Source organism: Bradyrhizobium sp. CCBAU 45384 (assembly GCF_028128665.1).
GTDB classification, from domain to species: domain Bacteria; phylum Pseudomonadota; class Alphaproteobacteria; order Rhizobiales; family Xanthobacteraceae; genus Bradyrhizobium; species Bradyrhizobium manausense.
On sequence record NZ_LBIZ01000119.1, the window covers coordinates 463,067 to 488,671 of the forward strand.

Consider the following 25,605-nt stretch of genomic DNA (forward strand, 5'->3'; position numbering starts at 1 on the left):
TCGATCGAACGCGAGTTCGGCGGGTTCGCCGCCGCCGCCGCTCGCGCGCGGCGACGACGGCTAGAACGCGATGAGATTGGGATCAATCATCATCGCGCTTCAGGAAGCGCCGGCGGCAAGACGCTCGGCATAATCAACGGCCTCGATCAGGCTGTGCTCGTTGGCGATGCCCCTGCCGGCAATGTCGAAAGCGGTGCCGTGATCGACCGAGGTGCGGATGATCGGCAGGCCCAGCGTAATGTTGACGCCTGAGAGCTCCTGCCAGCGACCAGTCGTGGGATCGACCTGGAAGCCGAGCAGTTTTACGGGAATGTGCCCCTGGTCGTGATACATCGCGACCGCCGCATCGAACTGGCCGGCGCGCAGCTTGACGAAGATGGTGTCGCCCGGCACGGGGCCGACGACGTCCAGACCATCGGCGACGGCTTTGGCGATCGTCGGCGCGGAAACGTCGATATCCTGCCGGCCGAAAAGACCGCCCTCGCCGGCATGCGGATTGAGCGCGGCGATCGCGATCTTGGGCTTTGCAATGCCGAGCCGACGCAGCGCGTCATTGGTGAGATCAATCACCATGCGCAGTCGCTCCGGGGTCAGACGCTTCGGCACGTCCTCCAGCGCCACATGGGTCGAGACATGGCTGACGCGCATGTTGCCATGGGCGAGCAACATCACCGAGCCGCGCACGCCGGTGAGATGCGCCAGCATCTCGGTATGGCCCGGGAAGTGGTAGCCGGCCTTGTTGAGCGCTTCCTTGTTCAGGGGCGCCGTGACGATCGCCGCGGTGCGGCCGGACTGCGTCAGCCGGACGCCCTGCTCGATCGCCTTATAGGCAAAGCGGCCGCCATCGGCACTGAGCACGCCCGGCTTGATCGGATCGCCTTCGGCGTCGGCTTGCAGGTAGCAGAGATTGGGCCAGTCGCGATCGTCGGCGGTGACCTCCGGGATCGCAACGTTGGCGCCGAGCGTAGCCTTCGCGCCATCCAGCGCCGCGCCGCTGCCGATGATGAGCAGGCGGAGATCGCCTCTGGCAATCCGTTCCTTCAATCCGACGCAGGCCTTGACGATGATCTCTGGCCCGATTCCGGCGGGATCGCCCATGGTGACGGCGAGGTGACGAGAGGTCATGTCGGACTCTCCAAGTTGAGCAAATGATTGTCCCGCAGCAGATCGCGCCACAACTCGCGCACGCCGAATGCCCCGGATTTCGAGATGACATCGACGTCGGCCCAGCGGCCACCCTGCAGCGTCGAGCGGGGCAGGCCGGGCACGATGCGACCCGTAACCTGAAGCGCATGCGCACCGAGCGCAACGCATACGGCCTTCAACGTCTCGCCGCCGGCAACGATCAGGGTTCCCGGCGGATCGAGGGCAGCGGTGAGCGCCGTCAATTCGCGAGCGATCCGTTGCGCGGCCTCGGCGCGCGACAGGTCATCGGGAAGCGCGAATTTCACAAAGGCCACGCCGCCGTCTTCGAGTTTGCGCTGAACGCGCATGCTGCTTTCACCTTCGGCCAACGAAATTGTCGCCTCACCGCACGCTGCAAGCTGCGCTGCGGTTGCGGCTTGATCCGAGCCGAACAATCCGAGCACGGGCCGCTTAAGTTGAGGCGAAGCATCGGCGCGATGATTGCGCGCAAGCGCACCGGCCAAACCGCCGCTGCCGCACCAGAGCACAGGTCCCGGCATGCGTCGCCCCATTTCGGCGACGCGGTCGAGATCGAGGTCGCTCTCAGCGTCGAAGACCTGAACACCGCCCTGTGACAGCGTGTCGGAACAACCCCGCTGCGCCGCGATGCCCTCCTGCCTTAGCTGATCCAGCAGATTGTCGCCAACGCGATGCCAGTCGCCCTGCACGGTGCGCGCATATTGCTGGCCCTCGACTGTGCGGCGTCCCTGATAGTCGAAAGCAGGTGCGACCACGCAAGACGCCCAATGGCCGGTGTTCAGGCAAGCGCCGAGTTCGGCCGCCCACGCACCACGAAGCAGGCTGTCGACTTTCTTGTAGGCGACCTCGCCGTCCTGAAGCAGCGGCGCCAGCCGAGTGACGATCTCGACACTCTCGGTCTTCGAACGCTCACGAGTGCCGCTGTCGATGGCCAGGCTCCGCAAGACTGACGCAGCGGACGCCTCCGACCAGATCACGTCGAACGGCCCGCACAGGCCGACGAACTCCGCCGCGGCGTCGAGCGCGCCGGTAAGATCGTCGGCAAGCATACGGACGCGCGTCATCGCCATGCCTTGTCGTTAGCCTCTAAGCGGCTTTCGCGAATGCTGCGGCACTTGCGAGCAATTCTTTCACTTGAGCTGCCGGCAAGGTCTCGAGCGGCGGCCGCAGGCGCTGCCAGCCGGCGTGACCTGTGCGCTCAGCCATCAGCGCCTTGAGCGACGGCATCTGCACGAAGCGCGAGACCAACTCGCGCGCCTTGACGATGCGCGCCTGCGCTGCGGCGAGGCTTGCATCGCCGTCGCTGTCGCGGAAATGCTTGAAGACATAGGCAAGGTCGCGGGCGACGAGGTTCGAGGTCGCGGTGATGCAGCCCGCGCCGCCCTTGCGCAGCAGCGGCAGCAGCAGCGGGTCGGCGCCCGTCAGCACCGCAAAGCCCGGGAAACGCTCGACCATCGCGGTCATGTTGGCGAAGTCACCGGAAGAGTCCTTGATGCCGACGATGGTCGACGGATAGTCCTTGCGCAGCCGCTCGATCAGCGCATGCGAGATCGGCTGCATCGACATCTGCGGGATGTGATAGAGCACGATCCTGAGCCTGGGATTGGCGATGCGCTGGATGATCTCGCTGTAGGCGGCATAGACGCCGTCGTCGCTGACGTTCTTGTAATAGAACGGCGGCAGCATCACCACGGTCTCGACGCCGACCGACAGCGCGTGGCGCGTCAACGCAACAGTCTCGGTGAAGGCCGCGACGCCGGTGCCCGGCAGCAACTGGTTGGGCTTGATGCCGCCAGCGATCACGGCCTCCAACAATGTGGTCCGCTCGGAGACCGAGAAGGAGTTCGCCTCCCCCGTCGTGCCGAGCATTGCGATGCCGTCGCAGCCTTCTTCCAGCAGATAGCGGCAATGCGCGATGAAGCGCGCGTGATCAGGCGCGAGCTCGGCGTCGAGCGGCGTCAGCGCGGCGGAGAACACGCCATGCGGGTGCAAGGACTGTGAGTGCGAGGAGTCGGGTTGCAGCGATGATGTCGACAAAGCTTCCTCCGTTCGTTGGATCGACGTTGTTCGAAGTGCGAACATCCATGATCTGATCCGTTGGTAAGAGCCGGCCGCCGCGGCGTCAACGGCCGCGGCTGTCATGCAGGGCATTCGGGCACGGCCAAGGTGCCCGGTACAGGATCTCGCGATCAAGTCGGAACTATCGAGGTGATCGCGGGATGCGATCCAGGCGGCGGCTATTCCGGAACGAGCGTCGCAAGCCCGGCTTCGATGATGCTGATTTCCTCGCTGACCTGCGCGATGGCCTGCTTCGGGTCGACACCGGTCACGGCCACCAATTGCCGCAGGAGGTCCTGGCGATGCGTCAAAATACCTTCGAGCGCACGGCGATCGTTCAGCCTCACATAGCCCTCGACGATCAGTTCAACGGAACGCGACATCAATACTCTCAATACAACCTGATTTCTGATCTCGCGAAAATACCGCGCTGACGCGCGGCTGCGGGAATGAAGTCGCGTCAACCTTGACCGGTAAGATTAATGAACGTGCAACGCACGGCCTAAACAGTGATCCGATCCAGATCAGCGGCGATCCTGACGCTCGGGAAGATCCTTGCAGCTTCGGCCAGGATCTCGTCGTTCTCATAACGACCCGACAGATGAGTCAGAACGAGCTGCCGGACGTTGTTGGCAGCCGCGAACCGCGCCGCCTCTGCTGCCGTGAGGTGGCCGTAGTCTCGCGCCGTCGCAGCATCCTTGTGCAGGAACGTCGCCTCGATCACGAGCAGATCGGCAGCCGCGACGTGCGTCGAAAGTCCCTCGGTGGTCTCGGTGTCGCCGATCACCACCAACTTCTTGCCGCCGCTTGGCGGCCCCAGAACATCCTCCGGGTCAATCGTCCGGCCCCCTTCAACGACGATCGGCCGACCTGCGGCCAGCTCACCGCGCATGGGTCCATCGGGCACACCAAGTGCCGAGAGACGATCAGACAACAGATGACGGCGCGCCGGACTCTGGAATGAGAAGCCGAAACTGTCGGTGTCGCGATGGCGGACCGGAAAGCAGTCGATGCTGAAGTCGCCTGCGTTGATGACCTGCCCTTCCGACAGGGGCACAAACTCCAGTGCTATCGGCGCCCTTCCCGCGCCCCACAGGCCTGCAAGCATGCGGATCACGATATCGAGCGTTTCAGGCCCGCCATGGATGGTCATCACGTCGGAAGTCTGCCGAAGCCCCATCGTCGAGAAGAGACCGGGGATGCCCAGCACGTGATCGAGATGTCCATGCGTGAGAAGAATGCGATCGAGCCGCCGAAAGCCGGCGCCACTTCGCAGCAACTGGCGCTGCGTTCCCTCCCCGCAATCGATCAGCATGCGCGTGCCCGCGGCCTCGAGCAGGAGCGCCGGATGATTGCGTTCAGCAGACGGAACGCTTGCGGAGGTGCCAAGGAATGTCAGGGCGAACATGGTGGTCAGTTGTCCAGCGGATCGGCCGAGGCCCGCCCCCAGACGGCCTCACCGTCCCCAATGCCACGTGAGCAGCAGTGCGTATAGCCCCATTGATGCGGCATAGAGTGCAGCAAGCAGTGCGTAGCCCGCGATCTGACGGCCAAACGCGGCCTTCGGCGCGATCCACCAATCGAGCGCCTTGAACGCAGTAGGCACGAGCCACCAGCCGAGCAGCTGAGTGCTGACGAGATTGCCGACGAAGAGCGACAGCCAGATCGGCACCCCATGGCTGTCGATCAGCGGATGGCTGATGAAAGTGCCCCAGAGATAGACCACGGGATAGAGCACCAAGAGGACGATGAGGTTGCTCTTCCAGATCAGGTTCAAACTTTGCTCCGGGGCCTGGGCCTTGCCGGCCGGGAACCAGAAATTGAAGCCGTAGCTTGCCCTCTTCACGCTCATGCCGGCGTTGAAGCGCGCACCCTCTTTCAACAGCGTCTGCCGCAAGGGCGAGTCGAGCCAGGCGCTGAGGTTCGCATCGCTGTCGAACGACAGGATGATGATCCACTCATCGTGCAGGCCCGGAATTGGCCGCTCGATCTTGTGGCGGAGGAATCCCTTGAACTCGGCTTCTGCGGCCTGAATGCGCTGCTGCCATTTGAGGAAGTCGTCCTCCAACCCAACTGGCACCTTGAAGGAAATGACGGCGGAGACGGCGCTGTCGCGCTCGACGCCGGTATCGGGCAGGATATGGACATCCTCCGAACCGACGAAGTAGCGCTGCACCTCCGCGATCAGTTTCGCCCGCACCTCGCTCTGAAGCCAGGCGCGCGCCGCGGCCGGGCTCGCAAAACGCACGATCGTCACCCAGTCGACATGCGCCGGCGGCTGTGGCGGAACCACCTCCTGGCCGAGAAAGCCGGGCCATGCCTTGAGCACCTCGCCCACCTCGCCGTTCCATCGGGCGAACGCGGCAAAGCCATCGTCGGCGATCCGGCGCTGGATGACGAGTGCGACCGCCTGACCGGCCTTGTCGGGTGATCCGTTCATCGCGTCCGTTTCAGCTCTTCTTGTAGAGACGCTTGCCCATCACCCAGGTCTCGTCGACGCAGCGATCGTCACCGACCATCATGACGGCGAACAGCATGCTCGCGGCCTCATCCATCGTGCGCGGACCGGCGCCGTCGGCGATCAGCGACTGGTGCCAGGCTTGCGCGATTTGCCCGCCGTTGGGATCGAGCGCGACGAAATCGGCCTCCTTGCCCGGCTCGAAATTGCCGAGCTTGTCGTCGATATAGAGACCTTCCGCCCCGCCGAGCGTGATCGACCAGAAGCCACGATAGGGCGAGAGCTTGTTGCGCTCGGCTTCGGCAAGATCCTTGCGCGCCGGATCAATGCTGCCATCGAGCAGCGTGTTGTTGCACATACCGACCTTGTAGGCGTCATCTAACACGGAGATCATCGAGAAGCGGTTGCCGCCGCCGACGTCGGTGCCGAACGACATTTTCACGCGATGCTCCGGATCGGTGGCGCGGCCGAGGCGGAACAGGCCGCTGCCGAGAAACAGGTTCGAGCACGGGCAGAACACCACCGCCGCCCCCTTCTTCGACATGCGGCGGAACTCGTTGTTCGAGAGGTAGACGCCGTGGCCGCCGGAGAATTTCGGGCCGACCAGATCGAACTTCTCGTAGACGCCGAGATAGTCCTGGCAGTCCGGATGCTCGACCAGCACCCCAGTGCACTCGGCCGGGTTCTCGGAGATGTGGGTATTGACCCAGCAGTCGGGATGCTCGTGCTTGAGGCGCTGGCACGCCTTCAGCAGCTCCGGCGAGGCGCCGAAAGCAAAGCGCGGCGTGATGGCATAGAGGTTGCGGCCCTTGTTGTGGTACTGGGCGATCAGCCGCTTGCTGTCGCGATAGAAATTCTCGGGAGTATCGATGAAATCGGCGGGTGCGTTGCGATCGATCCCGGTGAGGCCGGCGATAACGCGCATGTTGCGGCGCGCCGCTTCCTCGAACAGCTCTTCGGTCGAGACCGGCGAGGAGCTGGTAAAGGCCTGGCAGGTGGTGGTGCCGGACGCCAGCAGCGCGTCGAGGAAACGCTTCACGCCCTCGCGCGCGTAATTGCGATCGCGGTATTTGAGTTCTTCCGGATAGACCCATTTCTGCAGCCAGGGCAGCAGCTGCTCGCCATAGGCACCCAACACGCGGGTCTGCGGCAAATGGATATGGCCGTCGATGAAGCCGGGGACGATGATGCGATCCTTGATGTCAGTGATCTCGACGCCCGGATGCGCGGCCGCGATCTTCTCGTAGGGCCCGAACGCCTTGATGATGCCGTCGGTGACGACCATGAGGCCGTCCTGATGGAAGCGCGCTGCGGCCTGCTCGTTGCCGACGTGCTTCCAGGGATCGTCGACGAAGTCGAAGAACGTGCCGCGAATACCGACTGTGGTCATGACGTGATTCCTTCTTGTGTCTGGGTGGCCTGGCGCGCCGCGGGCAACGAGATCGCGAGCAGCACGCCCGCGATGGCGCAGAGGCCGAGATAGAGCAGTCCGATCGGCGCCTGTGTCTCTTCGGGCAACACCGCCGCGATCGCCATGGCGCCGCTGACGGCGAGATAGCAGAGCGCGCTGATGAGGCCGCCGATCAGGCCATGGTCCCGCTCGAACAGGCCGAGCCCCATGCCGTACATCATCGGGCACAGCACGCCGCAGCCGCCGAGCACCAGCGCGCCGCCCAGTGTGATCGACGCGAAGTCGAGGCCGAGCGTCATGCCTGTTCCGGTCAGGACGCCGGCGCCGGCAACAAACAGCGCGAAGGCGCCGAAGCCGAGCAGCCGGGCCGGCAAAAGCTGCGCGAAATGCGCGCAGCCGAGTTCGCCGGCGAGATTGACGCCGCCAAGGCCGAGCGCGACGAGGCCGTAGATGGCCGCGGAGTAACCGAGCCCGGTCTGATAGAAGAACGGCGCGACGACGCCGAACGCCAACTGCGCGCTGGCGGCCGCAGCGAAGACCAGCACGAAGGCGAGGAAGCCCGGACGCAGCAGCGCATCGCGCAGGATGCCCGCGGTGCGGCGCGGATCGAATGGCGCACGTCGTTCGGCTGGCAGCGTCTCGGGCAGGAGGAACACGACGATCATGGCGACGGTGCTTGCGGCGATGGCGATGACGATGAAGACACCGCGCCAGGATGTGAGGTCGACGATGAAGCCACCGGCCGCCGGCGCAAGCACGGGTGCGAGCCCCCAGGCGGCGCCAAGCAGACCGGAGATCGCGGTCAGCTCACGGCCGCGATAGCAGTCGGCGGCAACCGCATAGGCGACCACGAGGCAGGTGCAGCCGCCGATGCCTTGCAGGAAACGCAATCCCAGCAGCAGCGAGGCGCTGGTGGCCATCGCACAGGCGACGCTCATGGCGATGAGCATCGCAAGACCCGCGAGCAGGACGCCGCGACGCCCGAGCGTATCGGAGGCAATGCCGACAGGCACCAGCGCGAGGCTCATGCCGAGCATATAAGCGGTGACGGTGTTCTGCATCGACGCGGAGTCGGTCGCCAGATCCACCACCATCTGCGGCAGGCCCGGCGTATAGGCATCGAGCGGAATCTGGCTGAACGGCACGACGCACAGCAGGATCGGCACGATCCCCCGCTTGGCGCGACCGGCGTCCGAAGCAAGTGCAGTCATGAACAACGCCCCCACAGTGCCCGCGGGCCCCGTCTTTCGTGCGCGCAATGAGACGCGACGATGCGGGTTGCGGGTCTTGACGCGCGGGACCGTGTCACAACTTTATGTAGAAATTCTTAGAGGTCCGGTTTCGATGCGCTTAGCCGTTGTTCGGGCGCCTTGCGGCGTGAGGACGCCCAGTCGAAAACGCGAAAACAACCCCATGCACAGTACAAATCACTGGCGAATTTCGCGTCTCGCGCCGCGCGCCGCGCTGACGCCGGGAGGCTTGACACGTCGGGCAAAACAGGCGCGCGACGGCATAATCTCCAGTCGTGAATCCGCAATCGCTCCGAACCATTAACTGTTCGGAAGCCATCGCCGTTGCGAACGCGGCTTGCTCCGGACGTCGCGAGCCGATTGCTGCATGCAGATCACTGAGGCATCGCCATCCCGTCGATTTGCATGACACCAAGCTGGTCGAACAACTCGATCCGTTCACCGTTCAGCACTGGAACGTAGCAGCGACGTCTGGCATCCGAGATTAAGAGACAGAGCCTATCCCCCGCGACCGTCCATGTCCCGGCCGCAGGTCCGAAGGCCTCGTCCCAGTGCGGATAAGTCATCCGGCCGTCGGGCTCGAATCGCATTGTGAGCGGACCATTCCTGAGCTTGGCACCGAAGCTGATCGTCTTGCCCTGGAGTTTTGCGAGAAGGGTCTCACCTGTCGGTCGTTCGCCGGCCGCTGCGGTGAGCGAGGCATCGGGCCCCGGATCATAGCCCTCGGCCTTCAGGATCAGCCAGAACAGCCTGCCGATACTACGAAAAGAAGGTTCGGTGAAGGGCGTGTCGCGGTCGACACGATGCACCACGACGAGGTCGAGCGCGGGCACGACCAAGGCGTATTGGCCGCCGGCACCTTGGGCCAAAAAGCTGCCTTTCGGCAAAGTGACCGTAGGCGCAACGTCACCGCCCAGAAAACCGATCCACCAGAGATAGCCATAGCCCGGCAGGGGTGCCGCTTTCGAATGGCTGCGCGTGCTCTCTTCCACCCACTCCCGCGGCACGATCTGGTGTCCGGCCCAATTGCCTTTGCGCAGATAGAGAAGTGCAAAACGCGCCAAGTCCCGAGCGCTCATGCGGATCTCATAGGCGGGGTGGATAGATGCTTCGCCGCGGACGTAGCTGCCATCCTGTTGGCGGTAGTCCTGCATGCCGATTGGCTTTGCGATTCTTAGGTCGAGCGCCTCGAAGATGCCGCTGCCAGTTGCGTGCTCGTAGATCGTGCCGAGCGCGTTGAAATCCCAATTGTTGTAATACCAGAAGGTGCCGGGCGGGTGGCTGCCGCGCGGCGGTCTCATCCTGGCCATATCAGGCGTCTCATAGAGCGCCGCGTGGTAGACCCCGGAACGCGCTTCGAGCAGTTCGCGCACCGTCGCGCCCTTCTCGAACCCGGTCAAGCCAGGCGGATTATCGTCGATGCCGAGTTCGCCAAGCGTGCTGTCGAGGTTGATCAGGTGATCCGACACTGCGATGCCGACCAGGGCGCTGAGCAGGCTCTTGCGGATTGAAGCGACTTCCATTGGCTTCGTCGTATTGCCCCACTCGGCCACCACCTTCCCGTGCTGAACGATCACAACCGCGCTCGAGCCAATCTGATCCGAAAAGGATCGCGCTTGGGCCAATTCGGTCTCTGACCAGCCCAATTCTGCAGGAGTGACGCGCTCCCACTCCGCTGCCGGGAAACCATCTTCAGCTGTGGCAGCCTCGAACCGAACCAAAGCGCCGAGCAGCACGAGGGCGAAAATAATCTGGCGAATATACATTGCATCCCACCCGCTGCGAGCCTGACCTGATCGCTGCACAATACTCATTAACGGATTGGCGGAACCAGGCAGAACGCCTGTTGAAGTATTTTCTTTGGATTCCCGCCAGCGCAGAGACGCACTATCAACAGTACGGCAGATGCAAGTTGCCGCGGTCAGCCAGCAGATGCGCCGCGTCGTGGGCGTTGTCCCCATCTACGGTGTGCTAGGCGATCCGACGAGGTTGCCTCAGCTGGCGGCCTCCTTCATTTTGGAAGGTCGCTTGTAGGCCCATCTGCGAAGTGGCGCCTCGCCTGCCGGAGCTCTGCTCACTTCGTCAGAGCAGACCAAATTTGCTCAACCTGAGTTCTTCGCTGTTTGACCCTCAGCGGACGGTCACGACCTGTTTTAGCCCTATCGAAAATTGGACCGAGCCGATAGGCTGCTACTATCTGGACCGGTAATAGCCATGAGGCGACGTAGTGTTCTCGGCATTTTGAGTGGCGCGGCGTTGTTGCCGGTTGCGACGTATGGGCAAAAGCGAGCGATGCCGTTGCTTGGCTTCCTTGGCGTTTCGAGCCTCGCAGATCAACAACCCCGCGTCGATGCCTTCGTTCGGCGCATGCGCGAGCTGGGCTGGTTCGAAAACAAGACGATCTTATTTGAGTATCGATGGGCGGAAGGCCGGTCGGAGCGATATTCTGAAATCGCAGCTGAGTTTGCCAAACTCAAGGTCGATCTCATCGTGACCGCAGGTGCTGGGCCGGTATTGGCCGTTAAACGGGCGGCACCTGAAATCCCAGTCGTGTTTGCGATAGCGACTGATCCGGTCGCGACAGGCATCGTCAGTAGCCTTGCGCATCCCGGTGGCAATGCCACCGGCTTGTCTTATCTCGGGCCCGATCTTGCCGGCAAGCGCGTGCAGTTGTCGCGCGAGGTCATCCCTGGCTTGTCCCGACTCGGAATTATGGCCAATCGGCTTGCTCCCGGTCCGATGCTCGAGCTGCAGGACGTTGAAAACGCCGCCATCAAGATTGGTATCGCAGCCACTCTCCTCAAGATTGTCGCACTCGATGACATCGAAGCTGTGTTCACATCGTTTAAGGACCGATGCGATGCGCTTTATGTATGCTCCGATCCTCTAGTTAACGCTGGACGTTTTCGTATCGTCAGTCAGGGGCTCGCGGCGAGCGTACCAACGGTGTTTGGCGAACGCGACAGTGTTAGCGCCGGTGGGCTATTCTCCTACGGTCCAAACGTTCCTGACATGTATCGGCGTGCTGCGGATCTTGTTGATAAGATACTTCGCGGCACCAAGCCTGGAGAAATTCCAGTCGAACAACCCACCAAAATTGAGTTCGTGATCAATCTCAAGACCGCCAAGGCGATTGGCCTGGACGTTTCACCAATCATTTTGGCGCGAGCCGACGAAGTTATTGAGTAGACGATGGATCGGAGAATGACTGCTTATAGCCCGTATGCGAACCTTCTCGCGTCGCATCGGACGTCCGCTTCTAGGGGCAGAGCAGGCCTGTAAGTCGGCAGGCCAAGGTCTCGCGAAATGACGCCATAGCGATCCTCATGGGTTGCAGACGTCGATAATGCAGGTGACCTCTATCTGCGACTTCGATATGTTGCAGTTTGCTGCCAGGTTGAGGGGAGTCCAGCCATGGCGACGTCAACTGCCAACGGCTATTCGAGCAGAGTGAGCGAGTATGTCTCCGGGCGTCCCGAATATCCGGTGGCCTTGCTCTCTGACCTGCCGCAGTCCGACACGATCATCGATCTTGGCGCTGGCACTGGGAAATTTACTGAGCTGTTGGCACTGAGCGGAAAGCACATTCTGGCGGTGGAACCGATCGCTGAGATGGCTGCGCGCATTCCGGTCGATCGTCTGGCGGCAGTTGAAGTCCTTATCGGTAGTGCCGAGAGCATTCCGGCGCCTGATAGAGTTGCGGGTCTGGTTTGTTGCGCTACCGCCTTTCATTGGTTCGACTATGAAAGGGCGACACGGGAGATTTTTCGAGTTCTGAAGCCGAATGGCGCTCTCGCTTTGATCTGGAATGTGCGAGACGAGCGCGTACCCTGGGTCGCGGCGTTTTCTAGGATCATGGATGGCTATGCGAGTGATACACCGCGGCAGTCTACCGGCAAATGGCGCGTGATCTTCGACGATGCGCGCTTTCGCCACCTGGAGAGTAAAAGCTATCCATTCAGTCAATCCATGCCGCCCAGCGGAATCATGGACCGCGCCCTGTCGACCAGCTTCATCGCTGTCTTGCCGAGTGAGGAACAGGACCGCGTTCGCACTGCGGTTGATAGCATCATCCAAAATGATCCCGCGCTGATCGGGCACCACATCGTCGCGTTTCCTTACGTGACGGAGCTGCACCTATTCGCAAAACAGGGCTGACCGCAATCCTCGGCCCGTCGGTCGTATCCCATTCACTTGCTGCGGTGGGTTACGCCGCGCGCATGTCTTCCAGGAACTTCCCGACCTCGAGCTTGAGCCGGCCGGAGTCTGCGGCGAGCAACTGGGCGGTGGCCAACACATGCGAGGAGGCCGAGCCGGTCTCGCTCGCGCCATGCCGGACGTCGGTGACGTTTGCGGAGACCTGCTGGGTGCCGTTCGCCGCCTGCTGCACGTTGCGGGCGATTTCCTGCGTGGCCGCGCCTTGCTCTTCGACGGCGGCAGCGATGGCCGAGGAGATTTCCGACAGCTTCTCGATCGTGCCGCTGATCTCCCTGATCGCGCCGACCGATTCCTGTGTCGCGGACTGGACGCTAGTAATCTGTTGACGGATTTCCTCGGTTGCCTTCGCGGTCTGCTGCGCCAGCGCTTTCACCTCGGAGGCGACCACGGCAAAGCCGCGGCCGCTATCGCCGGCGCGCGCCGCCTCGATGGTGGCGTTCAGCGCCAGCAGATTGGTTTGGCTGGCGATCGAGTCGATCAGTTCCACGACGTCACCGATCCGACCCGCGGCCTGCGACAATTCGCTGACGCGTTCATTGGTGCGGCTAGCCTGCTCAACCGCGTCTCCGGCGATGCGTGCGGATTCCTGGACCTGGCGGCTGATCTCGTGGACCGAGGAGGTCAGTTCCTCGGTGGCGGAGGCTACCGACTGCACGTTGGCGGAGGCTTCATTTGAGGCGTCTGCGACCGCCATCGACAGCACCTTCGACCGATCGGCCGTGGTGTTCAGTGTACCGGCGGAAGCCTCGAGTTCGGTCGCCGCGGACGAAACCGTGTTCACGATCTCGCCGACCATGGCCTCGAAATTGCGCGTGATGGTCTCGACGCGGCGGCTGCGCGCGATCTGCGCTTCGGCGTCACGCGCGACTGCCTCGTCCGCGAGTTTCTTCGCGATCAGCGCATCCTTGAAGATCTGGAGCGCGTTTGCCATGGTACCGATCTCGTCGCCGCGATGTCCGTCCGGAATTGCGACATCGAGATCGCGGTCGGCAAGCCGCAGAGTCGCGCCCGTCAGTCGAGTCAGCGGGCGGATGACCTGGCGCATCACCGCGACGACGACTGCGAGCGAGGTGGCGAACACGACGAAGAGAGCCGCAAGCGCCCAGACGAGCCGGGTCTGCGCCTGCCCGATCGCTGCGTCATTGGCCCTGTGGGCAAAGCTCAAGGCGGCGTCGCGCAGACCCAGCACGCTGTTCAGGACGGTCCCCCAGTCGGCCTCGCCGACCGGGGAAGGACGCCCCTCGCGTGCGGCCGCGGCGACGTCGCGAAACCGTGGCTCGCCTTCATCCATCAGTGTCGTGCGCACCGGCTTGATGGCGTTCACGAGCTCAGGCGCATCTCCGGCATTGTGCACACCTTGCTCGATCTGCTTCCAGATCAGCGCGACCTGGCCGCTCAGCTCGGTCGCTTCGACGATCTGTGCCGCGGACATGGGCTGCTTACGGACCAGAAGGCCGAGGAGGGCCGCACGGGAGCCGTTGATCGCGCGCATGGCTTGCGCTCTTTGTGCGAGCTCCGCCGACGGCAGCAGATTTTCGATGTCGCTTCCGACGCGCGACAGGCTGATCAAGGCTTCGCTTGTCGCCGCCGTGAGCGCATCGACCGCGCGGGCCAGACCGTCGACGATGGCCGACTGGCTGTTGGCGGGGCGCTGCGCCTTGGGCTGCATCGCCGCCTGACGCGCGACATTGCGCGTATTCTGCAAGGCTGTTTCGGCGGCTTCGATCGATCCCGCCGGCAGCTCAGCCGCGCGAATGGCCTGCTTTGCGGCACCGATCGCGGCATCCGTGGCGGCGAGTGCCTTGTCCAGAGCGGACAGGTTCTCGGGCGTGGCAGCATCGGTCAAACCCATGACCGCGAACCAGGCGGAGCGTTCGGCCGGGATCCGGCTGTTGGCCTTCATCACCAGTTCGAATGCGGACAGCGCGCGCGCCGCACTTTCGCTCTTGCGGAGATCGCCCCATCCGCTCCAGGCGATTGCTGCCGCGAAAGCCACCGCGAGAAGGCTCGTGATCAGATTGCCGGCCAGCAACCGCCATCGCAGGCTGATGCCCTTCTGTCGACTGACGGATGAGCGTTCCGGCGAAAAGGAAAGATCTGACATCATGGCACCAGGCAAAATCGCGCGATTGAGCTGTGGAAGGTATCGATGGGTCGCTCGCCCGGGCACGGTACTTCGCAATCGCAACCAAACCCTTACGCTTCGAGCCCGCGCATTTACGGATGCCGATCATCGACCTGACGCACGGACTGACGTCCGCGATGATCTTGAACGGGCGATGCCATGCCCGACGCCTGCTCATCGCGAGGCCACCCCCTACCAACGGCGGCGTAGCCTAGTCCCGCGCCGACTGCGCCTCGACGGCCTGCACCGCTACGCTCGCCACCTGACGCAGCGCCTCTCGGTCGGAGCCCGACGATGCCATCACGCCCATGCCGACCGATACGGCCGACACATAGCGCGCGAGCGCGGCGGGATCGGATGCCGGCTTCAGGTCGCCCTCCGCCTTTGCACGGATGAAACGCTCGCGGAGCTGGTCTTCGTTCTGGGCTCTGCGCGCGGCAAGCTCGAAGGGGACGTTCTCGGAGCCAGTACCGCAGGCGATGCCGCCTTGCACGAGCAGGCAGCCGGGCGGATTGGCGGGATCGGTCTGCTTCTCGGCGATGCCCATCAGCATCCGCTCGGCGACCTCGCGGGCGGTCGGTGCGGACACCACCTCGTCCATCCAGGCGCCGCGTAATTTGGTGTAGCGGTCGAGCGCGGCCTTGAGCAGGCCTTCCTTGTTGCCGAAACAGGCATACAGGCTCGGCGGGTTGATCCCCATGGCCTCCGTGAGCTGGGCAATCGTGGCGCCTTCATAGCCGTGGCGCCAAAACACTTCCATCGCCCGGTCCAACGCGACGTCAGCGTCGAATTCGCGGGGGCGTCCCATGCCCATGTCACTGATCTCCTCGGATTCGGCGCCGTCCCTCGATCTTAACGCCAGCTCCTATCTATTTGTTCTATCGTTCTTTTCTTTTCCGCCTTCCCATTCTTGCGGTAAGTGGCTACAATTTTCTTAGCGAAAGGTACATAAGTATCTTGCGCTGCGATATCCAGCTCCACATCTGTAGTGAACACTACATATCTGGAGCGCGCAAATGCCCCCCACCCAAAAAGTCTCTCGTCCCGGCCGCATCCGCCGTCTTCTCGGTGGCGTTGCTGTTGTGGGCGCCCTCGCCGTGGCCGGCTCGATCGCGACCGGCCACTACCTCCGTTCGGCCCAGGCCACCGCAACGGCGGCGGCGGCCGAACAGGCCGTGCCGGTGACGGTCGCTCTGATCGAGCCGAAGCAGACCGTGCTGTGGGACGATTTCTCCGGCCGGCTCGAGGCCATCCAGCGCGTCGAGCTGCGGCCGCGCGTTGCCGGTGCGATCCTGTCGACCAATTTCACCGAAGGCGCGCTGGTGAAGGCCGGCGACGTTCTCTTCAAGATTGATCCGGCGCCTTATGCCGCCGAGGTGGACAAGGCTGCCGCACAGCTCGAAGCCGCGAAGGCGCGCGTCGTCTTCACCCAGAGCGAGCTCGAACGCGGCGCGCAGCTGGTCGGCAACGCCGTGGTGACGCGGCGCGATTACGACCAGCGCGACAACGCCAATCGCGAGGCCATCGCCAACGTCAAGGCGGCCGAAGCGACGCTGCAGACCGCAAAGCTCAATCTCGACTACACCGAGGTGCGCGCGCCGGTTGACGGCCGCGTCGGCAAGATCGAGGTCACCGTCGGCAATCTCGTCGCTGCCGGCACCGCCTCTCCCATCCTGACCTCGCTGGTCTCGGTCAATCCGATCTACGCCTCGTTCGATGCGGATGAAGAGGTCGTGCTGCGGGCGCTGAATTCGATCGCGGATGGCAGCGGCAAGCGCGGCAATCTCGACCAGATCCCGGTGGAGATGACGACGTCAGGCGGCCTTTCGGCCAAGGGCCACATCCAGCTCATCGACAACCAGGTCAACGGCCAGAGCGGCACCATCCGCGTCCGCGCGGTCTTCCAGAACGACGACGGGCGTCTGATCCCCGGCCAGTTCGCCCGCGTGCGGATGGGCCAGCCGATGCAGCAGACCCTGGTGATGATCGACGAACGCGCGATCGGCACCGACCAGGACAAGAAGTTCGTGATGGCTGTAGGCGATGACAGCCGCGCAGTGTATCGGCCGATCACGCTCGGCGGCGCGGTCGACGGCCTGCGCATCGTCACCGCGGGGCTGAAGACTGGCGATCGCATCGTCGTCAACGGTCTGCAACGCGTGCGTCCGGGCGCCCTCCTCAAGACGGAAGTGGCGGCGATGGGTGCGCGCGGGCAGCAAGCTTCCAACCACAGCAACCAGGACGTGGTGCAACGCTAGTGTTCTCCGTCATTCCGGGGCGCGCATAGCGCGAACTACGGTGCGCAATTGCGCACCTGAGAATCTGGAGATTACGAAACTCCGACTATCTCACCTCTGGATTCCGGGTTCGCGGGCTCTGCCCGCGCCCCGGAATGACGGGAGAGGTGTCTCTCGCGCAAGGCAAGTTCATGAATCTCTCGAAATTTTTCATCGATCGTCCGATCTTCGCCGGCGTGCTGTCGGTGCTGATCTTCCTCGCCGGGCTGATCTCGCTGTTCGCGATGCCGATCTCGGAATACCCTGACGTGGTGCCGCCCTCCGTCCTGGTGCGGGCGACCTACCCTGGCGCCAATCCCAAGGTGATCGCGGAAACGGTGGCGACGCCGATCGAGGAGCAGATCAACGGCGTCGAAGGCATGCTCTACATGTCTAGCCAGGCCACCACCGACGGCGCGATGACGCTGACGGTGACGTTCCGCCTCGGCACCGACCCCGACAAGGCGACGCAGCTGGTGCAGAACCGGGTGCAGCAGGCCGAGCCGCGCCTGCCGGCCGTGGTGCGCCAGCTCGGCATCATCACCAAGAAGTCGTCGCCCGACCTCACCATGGTCGTGCATCTGCTGTCGCCGAACAACCGCTACGACATGACCTATTTGCGCAACTACGCGGTGCTGAACGTCAAGGATCGCCTGGCGCGGATCGACGGCGTCGGCGACGTCCAGCTCTATGGCGCCGGCGACTATTCGATGCGGGTCTGGGTCGATCCGCAGAAGGCGGCCGAGCACGGTCTGACCGCCAGCGACATCGTCAAGGCGATCCAGGCGCAGAACGTCGAGGCCGCCGCCGGCGTGGTCGGCTCGTCGCCGAACGTCAGGGGTATCGACCTGCAGCTCTCCGTCAATGCGGAGGGGCGGCTCGCCAACGAAGAGCAGTTCGGCGACATCGTGGTCAAGACAGGCACGCGCGGCGAAGTCGTGCGCCTGCGTGACGTCGCGCGCATCGAGCTGGGAGCCTCCGAATACGGCCTGCGCTCGCTGCTCGACAACAAGCAGGCGGTGGCGATCCCGATCTTCCAGGCGCCCGGCTCCAACGCGCTGCAGATTTCCGATCACGTCCGTGCCACCATGGCGGAGATCAAGAAGAACATGCCGGAGGGCGTGTCCTACCAGATCGTCTACGACCCCACCCAGTTCGTGCGCTCCTCGATCGAGGCCGTGATCCATACGCTGCTGGAGGCGATCGCGCTGGTGGTGCTGGTCGTGATCCTGTTCCTGCAGACCTGGCGCGCCTCGATCATCCCGCTGCTGGCCGTGCCGGTGTCGATCGTCGGCACGTTCGCGGTGATGCACGTGTTCGGCTTCTCCATCAACGCGCTCAGCCTGTTCGGCCTCGTGCTCGCGATCGGCATCGTCGTCGACGACGCCATCGTCGTGGTCGAGAATGTCGAGCGCAACATCGAGGCCGGGCTGTCGCCGCGCGATGCGACCTATCAGGCGATGCGCGAGGTCTCGGGGCCGATCATCGCGATCGCGATGGTGCTGATCGCGGTGTTCGTGCCGCTCGCCTTCATCTCCGGCTTGACGGGACAGTTCTACAAGCAGTTCGCGCTGACGATCGCGATCTCGACCGTGATCTCGGCGATCAACTCGCTGACCTTGTCGCCGGCGCTGTCGGCGCTGCTGCTCAAGGGCCACGACGAGCCGAAGGATCGGCTGACGATCATTCTCGAAAAGGGTTTTGGCTGGTTCTTCCGCCGCTTCAACCGGGCCTTCACCTACTCCTCGAACAGCTATAGCGGCACGGTGACCAAGGTGATCTCGGGCAAGGCCGCGGTGATGGGTCTCTACGTCGTCCTCGTCGGCGTCACCGCTTTCCTGTTCCAGCAGGTGCCTGGTGGCTTCGTGCCGGGCCAGGACAAGCAATATCTGGTCGGCTTCTCGCGCCTGCCCGACGGCGCCACGCTCGACCGCACCGAAGAGGTGATCCGCAAGATGAGCGACATCGCGCTGACCCAGCCCGGTGTCGAGAGCTCGGTTGCCTTCCCGGGCCTGTCGATCTCCGGCTTCACCAACTCCTCCAACGCCGGCATCGTGTTCTCGACGCTGAAACCGTTCGACGAGCGCAAGGATCCCTCGCTGAGCGGCCCTGCGCTCGCCGCCGAGCTGAACAAGAAATATGCCGGCATCCAGGAAGCCTTCATCGCCATGTTCCCGCCGCCGCCGGTCAACGGCCTCGGCACCATCGGCGGCTTCAAGCTGCAGATCGAGGACCGCGCGGGCCTTGGCTATGAAGCCCTGAACGACGCCACCAAGGCGTTCATGGCGGCGATGCAGAAGGCGCCGGAGATCGCCGGCGTGTTCTCGAGCTTCCAGGTCAACGTGCCCCAGCTGTTCGCCGATATCGACCGCACCAAGGCGCTGCAACTGGGCGTGCCCGTGACCGAGGTGTTCAACACGCTGCAGATTTACCTCGGCTCCTACTACGTCAACGACTTCAACAAGTTTGGCCGCACCTATTCAGTCCGGGTCCAAGCCGACGCGCCGTTCCGTGCCCGTGCCGACGATATCAGGCAGTTGAAGGTGCGCTCGTCCTCCGGCGACATGGTGCCGCTGTCGGCTCTGCTCACGATCCGCCAGAGCGCGGGTCCGGAGCGCGCGATCCGCTATAACGGCTTCCTGTCGTCCGACATCAACGCCGCCGCTGCGCCCGGTTACTCCTCCGGCCAGGCGCAGGAAGCGGCGACGCGCATCGCGGCAGAGATGCTGCCACCCGGCTTTGCCTTCGAATGGACCGACCTCACCTATCAGGAGTTCATCGCCGGCAATTCCGGGCTCTGGGTGTTCCCGCTGGCGATCCTGCTGGTGTTCCTGGTGCTGGCCGCGCTCTATGAGAGCCTCACTTTGCCGCTGTCGATCATCATGATCGTGCCGATGGGCCTGTTGGCTGCGATGTTCGGCGTCTGGCTCTCCAAAGGTGACAACAACGTCTTCACCCAGATTGGCCTCATCGTGCTCGTGGGACTCTCCGCCAAGAACGCGATCCTGATCGTCGAATTCGCCCGCGAGCTTGAATTCGCCGGCCGCACGCCGATCCGGGCCGCGATCGAAGCGAGCCGGCTGCGCCTGCGTCCGATCCTGATGACGTCGATGGCGTTCATCATGGGCGTGCTGCCGCTGGTGCTCTCGACCGGCGCCGGTTCCGAGATGCGGCGCGCGATGGGCGTTGCCGTGTTCTCCGGCATGATCGGCGTCACCGTGTTCGGCCTGTTCCTGACGCCGGTGTTCTATGTGCTGCTGCGGACCATCACCGGCATGAAGCCGCTGGTGCATCACGGCAGCGACATCAGCGCGGCACCGGTGCAGGGCTCGGTCGCCAATCCCGGGCACTAAAGCCTGATGGGACCGGACAACCAGATCGCGCCTCGATCTATTTCCGGTTCTCCTCGCAGAACTTCAGCGCGGCGAGCGCCTCGCCGGCGTGCGGGATCTGCATCTCGATGCTGTCGTCGTCATCGTCCTCGAAGTCCAGCGTCAGACGCTTGGCTCTCGAGAGGCGGTCCATGATGGACTGATCGTACTCGAAGATGCCGCGCACGGTGGTCTTGTCCATGACCTCCCACTTCGCCTTCGCCATGATGTCGGCGTCGTCGGTGCCGACGTCGGCACGCAGGATCTCGCCGACCTTGTCCCACTCCCAGCCATCATAGATCATCACGATCACGATGGCCTTGTCCGAATAGGTGATGACGATGACGTAGTCGCGGTTCTCGTCGTCCTTGTCCTTGTAGCCGCGGCTCGCGTTGCAATGGGTGTCCTGGGTCCGTTTCTCGATGGTCCAGTCGCCGACCTTGGATTGCTGCGCCACCGCTGGCCCGGCGATCAAGGCCGCGGCGAACAGTCCAGCGGCAAGGCAGATTAGTTTCATGTCAGCCTCCAGCGCTTCCCCGCGCCAAGCTGACCACCTCTGCCGGAAAGCCGCAAGGGCCGGCTCGACGCGGCCGCCGGCGAAGGGGGGCCGGCTACGTTCGCCTTGGCACGATCGCGATCGGGGTGAAGGTGTAAACCTCCTCGCCGTTCTGATTGAACATCGTCCACTTCACCATGGCGATGCCCTGCGGCTTCGACTTCGACGGCGTCAGGCTCATGACCTCGCCGATCAGATGCAGCCGGTCGTTGGGCCGCACTGGAATGGTCCAGCGCAAGCCGTCGACGCCGGCGCCGATCAGCGGGTGCGGCCCGAAGGGCCGGGTCTGGATCGCCAGATTCATGGCGATCGCCGCGGTGTGCCAACCCGAGGCAGCCAGGCCCTTGAACAGGGTGTCCTTGGCGGCTTCGTGATCGAGATGCATCGGCTGCGGGTCGAACTCGGCGGCGAACCGCTTGATGTCGGCTTCGCTGACCACGACCTCGGGGGATTTGAAGCGCATCCCGACGGTGAGATCGTCGAACCAGGCGACCTGAGCCATGATTTTGCCTCGAAATGTGACATGCCGCGCGCGCAATGCACACGACCAAAAGGTGGATCGTTCAGGGGATGTAGCGGTTCGGCTGCCCGCAGAATAGCTGCCGGTTCCCCGCGAAACCCGTTTCCTATCTCGACGAAACACGCCTGAAACAGAGAGCCGGTTATCTAGTTGTCAAAATCATATAGGGACGTGCGCCATGCAATTCTTCCTCGACCTGATCAGCGAATATGCCTGCTGCCAGCACCTCGTCGCCCAGCCGCTTGGGGAGGACGACATATGATCGAGCTCATCTCCGTTGTCCTCGCCCTGTGCAGCATCGCCGTCTTCGCAGCGCACGCGGTGGACGCCTATCGCACCACCCACTTCTAGCCAACAGTGGCGGCGCGGTTAGAACGGTCGCCGGTAGAAGTGCTCTGAATGCGTCGCCGGCGGAAACCGGTTGGCGAGCGCCAGCGCCCCCTTTTCGTCCGTCTCGAGCGCGATCTTCTGCGCCAGCATGACGTCGCCCGGCACCAGGAAGCCTGACGGGACGAAGCACCACCCCATCGTTGCATTGCCTGACGCATCGACCTCGTGGACGTTGGCGGCCGTGCCGTAGTGGATGCGATAGCGCTTGCCGCTATCGCAGCCGATGACGTCGAAATGCCGGTACTGCTCGAACTGAGCGCGCTGCTCGTCGGAGAGCCATTCAGCCAATAACCGCCTCCCCCGCGCCTCGGGCGTGTTCTCGCCGAAGAAGCGCCGGTAGAGCTCGCGGAGCGCGTGCAACCGCGCCCGCGCGGGCGCGCGGAGTCTGAAGACCGCGATCATGGACCGTTCAGATCAACCGCCGACCAGGCGGGGATAGAACAGCGTTTCGTGCGCGGTCGGGTCGAACGATTTGATACGCGTAACTTCGCCGGGGCCGGTCCGATACGCGGCGGTGAAGCCCGCACCGGTCAATTCCCGAAAGCGTTGTTCGGCCTGCGCCAACGCTTCGGCATTTTCGGGATCAAACTCGTGGCGTGTATCGCCAGTCTGGTCCATCACGATCTGGGTAGCCATGTTGAGTTCTCCTCATGCCCAGCCCTGAACTTGATCTAAGCAAACCTCGTGCCGTCGGTTCCTGAAAGCAACAACTTTCTCTCTGAGACGTCCAGTCACGCCTTGCGGAGCACTCAACGCACCGCCGCCGTCCCGCCACCCCCGTCGATCTGCCGGCCCATCAGCGCAATGGCCTTTTGGTAGACGCCGGCCGCATTCCAGGCCTGGATGGCGGCGAAATTCGGCTCGCCCGGCTGGTAACCGGCTCCCGCACGCCAGCCATTGGCCTTGAGGAAGTTCGCCGTCGAGCTCAGCGCGTTGGCGGCGACGTCGAGATTGCCGGTGCCATAGGCCAGGATGTTCTTGGGCATGAACTGGGTCTGGCCGACCTCGCCATGCATGGAGCCGCGGGTCGCCCCTGATAGCACACCGCGGTCGACCAGCTTCAGCGCCGCATAGAGCTGCTCGGTGAAGAATTCGGGGCGACGGCAGTCATAGGCCAGCGTTGCGATCGACGAGAGCATGTTCTGGTTGCCGCGCTGGCTGCCGAAGCCGGTTTCCATGCCCCAGATCGCGATCAGCGGTCCCGGCGGCACGCCGTAACGCTGCTCGATCGAGGCGAACATCGCCGCCTGGGATTGCTTCAGAGACCGGCCGCGCGCCACGATGGTGGTGGCGCCACGCTTGGCCAGGAACTGGTCAAGCGACAGCGAAAAACTGTGCTGGCTGCGGTCGGCATTGATGGTGGCGCTGGCGTAATTGGTCTGCATCAGCGCCGCGATCGCGGTCTGGCCGATGCCCTTGCCCTGCGCTTCCGCGCTGAACTCGCGCTTCCAGGCCTCGAAACCGCCGGGCCCGTTGCCGCATTGCGCAGCCATGGCCGAGGGAGCCAGGGACAACAGCAGCGCGGCCGCGCCGATCATCGCCGTCGCAACGGTCCTGCCCTCGGTCATTCCTGCACTTCCTTCTCTCAGATTTGCGCGACCGGCTCGCGCGCGGGCATGATCCTACGTCAGCCGGATCAGCTCAAGCCCCGACCGGTGCAATCAATGCAAGCAATGCGCTTGACATGAATCAAAGGCTGCCGTCGGTCCCGAGCAGGAAATCCACCATGAGGCCCTGGTGCTGCCGGTACATGTCTGTTCCGGTCGCGGTGACGCAGCCGTAGGGGGCCGGGATCATGCCGTTCATGCGGAGATCGGAGCGCCGTCGCTCTTCGCGTCGGCGCCATAGGTCAATTCCAGTCCGTCCAGATTGCCCTCCTTGCGCCAGATGGCGAGCAGCCTGAGAAACGCCATCGGTCCGCGCCAATACTGGCTATTGCGCGCCGCGATCGGATCGAACACGCCTTCATTGTTGTAGTAGCCCGGCGTGCATTCGGCGAGATAGGTCTGGCGGCCCACCGCGGCCTTCACCACCTCATCGACCCAGGCGTTCTCGGCCGCGAGCGTCGGCTCCAATGTCCTTGCGCCGCGCTTGCGCGCCTCAGATATCACATAGGCGATGTGCTGCGATTGCTCGTCGATGATGTGCGGGAAGTTGGCGCTCTGGCCGGCCTGCACGGTCACGATCAGGAAGCAGTTCGGGAAGCCGCGGCTGTAGAAGCCGTGCATCGTCTTGACGCCATCGCGCCAGCGCGCGGACAGGCTCATGCCGTCGCGGCCGTAGACTTCAAACCCCATGCGGCGCGCATAGTCGGTGCCGACCTCGAAACCGCTGGCATAGATCAGGCAGTCGAGCTCATAGGCCTTGCCGCCGGCGACGACCGCATTCTCCGTGATGGCTTCGACGCCCCTGCCTTTGGTATCGACGAGATGCACATTGGGACGGTTGAACGTGTCGAGATATTCGTCGTGAAAGCACGGCCGCTTGCAGAACGCCTTGTACCAGGGCTTCAGCGCCGCTGCTGCCGCCTCATCCTTCACGATCGCATCGACGCGGGCGCGGATCTCCTCCATCTTGCGATAGTCGGCCTGCTCGATCACCTTCAGCGCCTCTTCCATCGAGGCGACCTTATGCTTCTGGCGGCGCGGCGCCAGCAGGATCTCGCCGAGCAGGCCGGTCCAGCCGTCCTGCACCAGATCCTGCTCGAACGGCTCGCCTGAAATCACCGCAGTGAAATTGTCCATCCGCTCGCGTTGCCAGCCGGGCTTCAGGCTTTCCACCCAGGCGGCATCCGTCGGGCGGTCGGCGCGCACACCGATCGCGGACGGCGTGCGCTGGAACACGTAGAGCTCTTTGGCCGAGCGGCCGAGATGCGGCACGCATTGCACCGATGTGGCGCCGGTGCCGATGATGCCGACGCGCTTGTCGGCAAGCCCGGTAAGACCGCCCTCCGCGCTGCCGCCGGTGTAAGCATAGTCCCACCGGCTGGTATGGAAGCTGTGACCCCTGAAGCTCTCGATGCCGGGGATACCGGGCAGCTTCGGCCGACTCAGCGGGCCTCCCGCGAGAATCACGAAGCGCGCGCGGATGCGATCGCCCCGATCGGTCTCGACCAGCCAGCGCCCCTCCTGCTCCTGCCATGTCATGCACGAGATGACGGTCTGAAACAGCGCACGCGCGTACAGATCGAAATGGCGGCCGATGCGGCGCGAGTGTTCGTAGATCTCCGGCGCGCGCGCATATTTGCGAACCGGCATGTATCCGGTCTCTTCCAGCAGCGGCAGGTAGATGTAGCTCTCGGTATCGCAGGCCGCGCCCGGATAACGATTCCAGTACCAGGTGCCGCCGAAATCGGCGGCCTTTTCCACAATGCGGAAATCGTCGATACCGGCCGCGCGCAGACGCGCGCCACACAACAGGCCGCCGAAGCCACCGCCGACAACAAGCACTTCGGTTTCTTCGCTTAAGGCTTTGCGCGCAAAACCGGCATCGGCCCAGGGATCGTCGAGATAGCGGGCAAAGTCGCCTGTTACCTCGACATATTGCGCCTTGCCCTCGGAGCGCAGACGCAGGTCACGCTCGTCGCGATAACGCGCACGCAAGGCCTCGATGTCGATCGTAGGTATGCCGGCTGTTTCGGTCTTGTGTCTTTCCGCTGACATCGATCTCCTCCACCGCGGGCCGCTGCTTCGCCGGCAGCTTCCGCCACTTAGCCCCGAAAAAGTGACGCATGCAATCGCGTCCATCGGAGATGGCGGGAACGCCCTCTTCCTCTCGTCGTCGGCAACAGGGAGCGACCGTGCTTTCG

Annotated in this window: 21 protein-coding genes; 4 read left to right on the top strand and 17 right to left on the bottom strand. The window is 63.6% G+C overall.

Annotation, left to right across the window (positions count from 1 at the left end; translation table 11 throughout):
- Positions 1-99: 99 nt before the first annotated feature.
- The 9 genes from pdxA to XH80_RS38845 all read right to left on the bottom strand — a co-directional run bounded on the left by pdxA (position 100) and on the right by XH80_RS38845 (position 10,107).
- Complete coding sequence (gene pdxA, locus XH80_RS38805; protein WP_271603168.1) at positions 100-1,125, bottom strand: 4-hydroxythreonine-4-phosphate dehydrogenase PdxA; 1,026 nt, start codon at positions 1,123-1,125, stop codon at positions 100-102.
- The gene (locus tag XH80_RS38810; protein WP_271603169.1) at positions 1,122-2,228 is read right to left on the bottom strand and encodes a four-carbon acid sugar kinase family protein; all 1,107 of its coding nucleotides are present in this window, start codon (positions 2,226-2,228) and stop codon (positions 1,122-1,124) included. Before XH80_RS38810 ends, pdxA begins: the two co-directional genes overlap by 4 nt.
- Before the next feature lie 22 nt (positions 2,229-2,250).
- A complete protein-coding gene (locus XH80_RS38815; RefSeq protein ID WP_271603327.1) occupies positions 2,251-3,141 on the bottom strand; it encodes a dihydrodipicolinate synthase family protein in 891 nt (296 codons plus the stop codon).
- 260 nt (positions 3,142-3,401) lie between these two features.
- Positions 3,402-3,605, bottom strand: a complete 204-nt coding sequence (locus XH80_RS38820) for a hypothetical protein (RefSeq protein ID WP_220001937.1) — start codon at positions 3,603-3,605, stop codon at positions 3,402-3,404.
- A gap of 119 nt (positions 3,606-3,724) precedes the next feature.
- Positions 3,725-4,630, bottom strand: a complete 906-nt coding sequence (gene rnz, locus XH80_RS38825) for a ribonuclease Z (protein ID WP_271603170.1) — start codon at positions 4,628-4,630, stop codon at positions 3,725-3,727.
- A 48-nt stretch (positions 4,631-4,678) separates the two neighbouring features.
- Entirely contained in the window at positions 4,679-5,662 is a 984-nt protein-coding gene (locus XH80_RS38830; RefSeq protein WP_271603171.1) for an antibiotic biosynthesis monooxygenase, read from the bottom strand.
- A 10-nt stretch (positions 5,663-5,672) separates the two neighbouring features.
- Complete coding sequence (gene guaD / locus XH80_RS38835) at positions 5,673-7,070, bottom strand: guanine deaminase (protein WP_271603172.1); 1,398 nt, start codon at positions 7,068-7,070, stop codon at positions 5,673-5,675.
- A complete protein-coding gene (locus XH80_RS38840) occupies positions 7,067-8,302 on the bottom strand; it encodes a multidrug effflux MFS transporter (RefSeq protein ID WP_271603173.1) in 1,236 nt (411 codons plus the stop codon). Before XH80_RS38840 ends, guaD begins: the two co-directional genes overlap by 4 nt.
- Before the next feature lie 413 nt (positions 8,303-8,715).
- Positions 8,716-10,107, bottom strand: coding sequence for a serine hydrolase domain-containing protein (locus tag XH80_RS38845; RefSeq protein ID WP_271603174.1), 1,392 nt, complete (start codon positions 10,105-10,107; stop codon positions 8,716-8,718).
- 448 nt (positions 10,108-10,555) lie between these two features.
- Between XH80_RS38845 and XH80_RS38850 the strand changes: the two genes are divergently transcribed.
- Positions 10,556-11,530, top strand: coding sequence for an ABC transporter substrate-binding protein (locus tag XH80_RS38850; protein WP_271603175.1), 975 nt, complete (start codon positions 10,556-10,558; stop codon positions 11,528-11,530).
- Between the two features lie 225 nt (positions 11,531-11,755).
- On the top strand, positions 11,756-12,499 hold the full coding sequence (locus XH80_RS38855) for a class I SAM-dependent methyltransferase (RefSeq protein WP_271603176.1): 744 nt from the start codon (positions 11,756-11,758) through the stop codon (positions 12,497-12,499).
- 49 nt (positions 12,500-12,548) lie between these two features.
- On the opposite strand, the gene XH80_RS38860 is transcribed toward XH80_RS38855, so the two are convergent.
- Both XH80_RS38860 and XH80_RS38865 read right to left on the bottom strand, forming a co-directional pair.
- The gene (locus XH80_RS38860; protein WP_271603177.1) at positions 12,549-14,663 is read right to left on the bottom strand and encodes a methyl-accepting chemotaxis protein; all 2,115 of its coding nucleotides are present in this window, start codon (positions 14,661-14,663) and stop codon (positions 12,549-12,551) included.
- A 232-nt stretch (positions 14,664-14,895) separates the two neighbouring features.
- Positions 14,896-15,498 carry a TetR/AcrR family transcriptional regulator gene (locus tag XH80_RS38865; RefSeq protein WP_271603178.1) on the bottom strand — a complete coding sequence of 201 codons (603 nt, stop codon included), beginning with the start codon at positions 15,496-15,498 and terminating at the stop codon, positions 14,896-14,898.
- 202 nt (positions 15,499-15,700) lie between these two features.
- On the opposite strand from XH80_RS38865, the gene XH80_RS38870 reads away from it, so the two are divergent.
- Together XH80_RS38870 and XH80_RS38875 are read left to right on the top strand one after the other, a co-directional pair.
- Complete coding sequence (locus XH80_RS38870) at positions 15,701-16,942, top strand: efflux RND transporter periplasmic adaptor subunit (RefSeq protein ID WP_271603179.1); 1,242 nt, start codon at positions 15,701-15,703, stop codon at positions 16,940-16,942.
- Between the two features lie 170 nt (positions 16,943-17,112).
- Positions 17,113-20,313: an efflux RND transporter permease subunit gene (locus XH80_RS38875; protein ID WP_271603180.1), complete on the top strand. Its 3,201-nt coding sequence runs from the start codon at positions 17,113-17,115 to the stop codon at positions 20,311-20,313.
- Between the two features lie 37 nt (positions 20,314-20,350).
- Here the strand turns inward: XH80_RS38875 and XH80_RS38880 are convergent, their stop codons facing one another.
- From XH80_RS38880 to XH80_RS38905, 6 genes are all read right to left on the bottom strand, one after another.
- Complete coding sequence (locus XH80_RS38880; RefSeq protein ID WP_271603181.1) at positions 20,351-20,848, bottom strand: hypothetical protein; 498 nt, start codon at positions 20,846-20,848, stop codon at positions 20,351-20,353.
- Positions 20,849-20,942: 94 nt separating this feature from the next.
- The gene (locus XH80_RS38885) at positions 20,943-21,389 is read right to left on the bottom strand and encodes a MaoC family dehydratase (RefSeq protein ID WP_271603182.1); all 447 of its coding nucleotides are present in this window, start codon (positions 21,387-21,389) and stop codon (positions 20,943-20,945) included.
- A gap of 387 nt (positions 21,390-21,776) precedes the next feature.
- Entirely contained in the window at positions 21,777-22,199 is a 423-nt protein-coding gene (locus XH80_RS38890; RefSeq protein WP_057758277.1) for a hypothetical protein, read from the bottom strand.
- A 12-nt stretch (positions 22,200-22,211) separates the two neighbouring features.
- Positions 22,212-22,433: a hypothetical protein gene (locus XH80_RS38895; protein WP_057758280.1), complete on the bottom strand. Its 222-nt coding sequence runs from the start codon at positions 22,431-22,433 to the stop codon at positions 22,212-22,214.
- Between the two features lie 113 nt (positions 22,434-22,546).
- A complete protein-coding gene (locus XH80_RS38900; RefSeq protein ID WP_271603183.1) occupies positions 22,547-23,365 on the bottom strand; it encodes a lytic murein transglycosylase in 819 nt (272 codons plus the stop codon).
- Between the two features lie 234 nt (positions 23,366-23,599).
- The gene (locus XH80_RS38905) at positions 23,600-25,459 is read right to left on the bottom strand and encodes a flavin-containing monooxygenase (protein ID WP_271603184.1); all 1,860 of its coding nucleotides are present in this window, start codon (positions 25,457-25,459) and stop codon (positions 23,600-23,602) included.
- Positions 25,460-25,605: the final 146 nt, after the last annotated feature.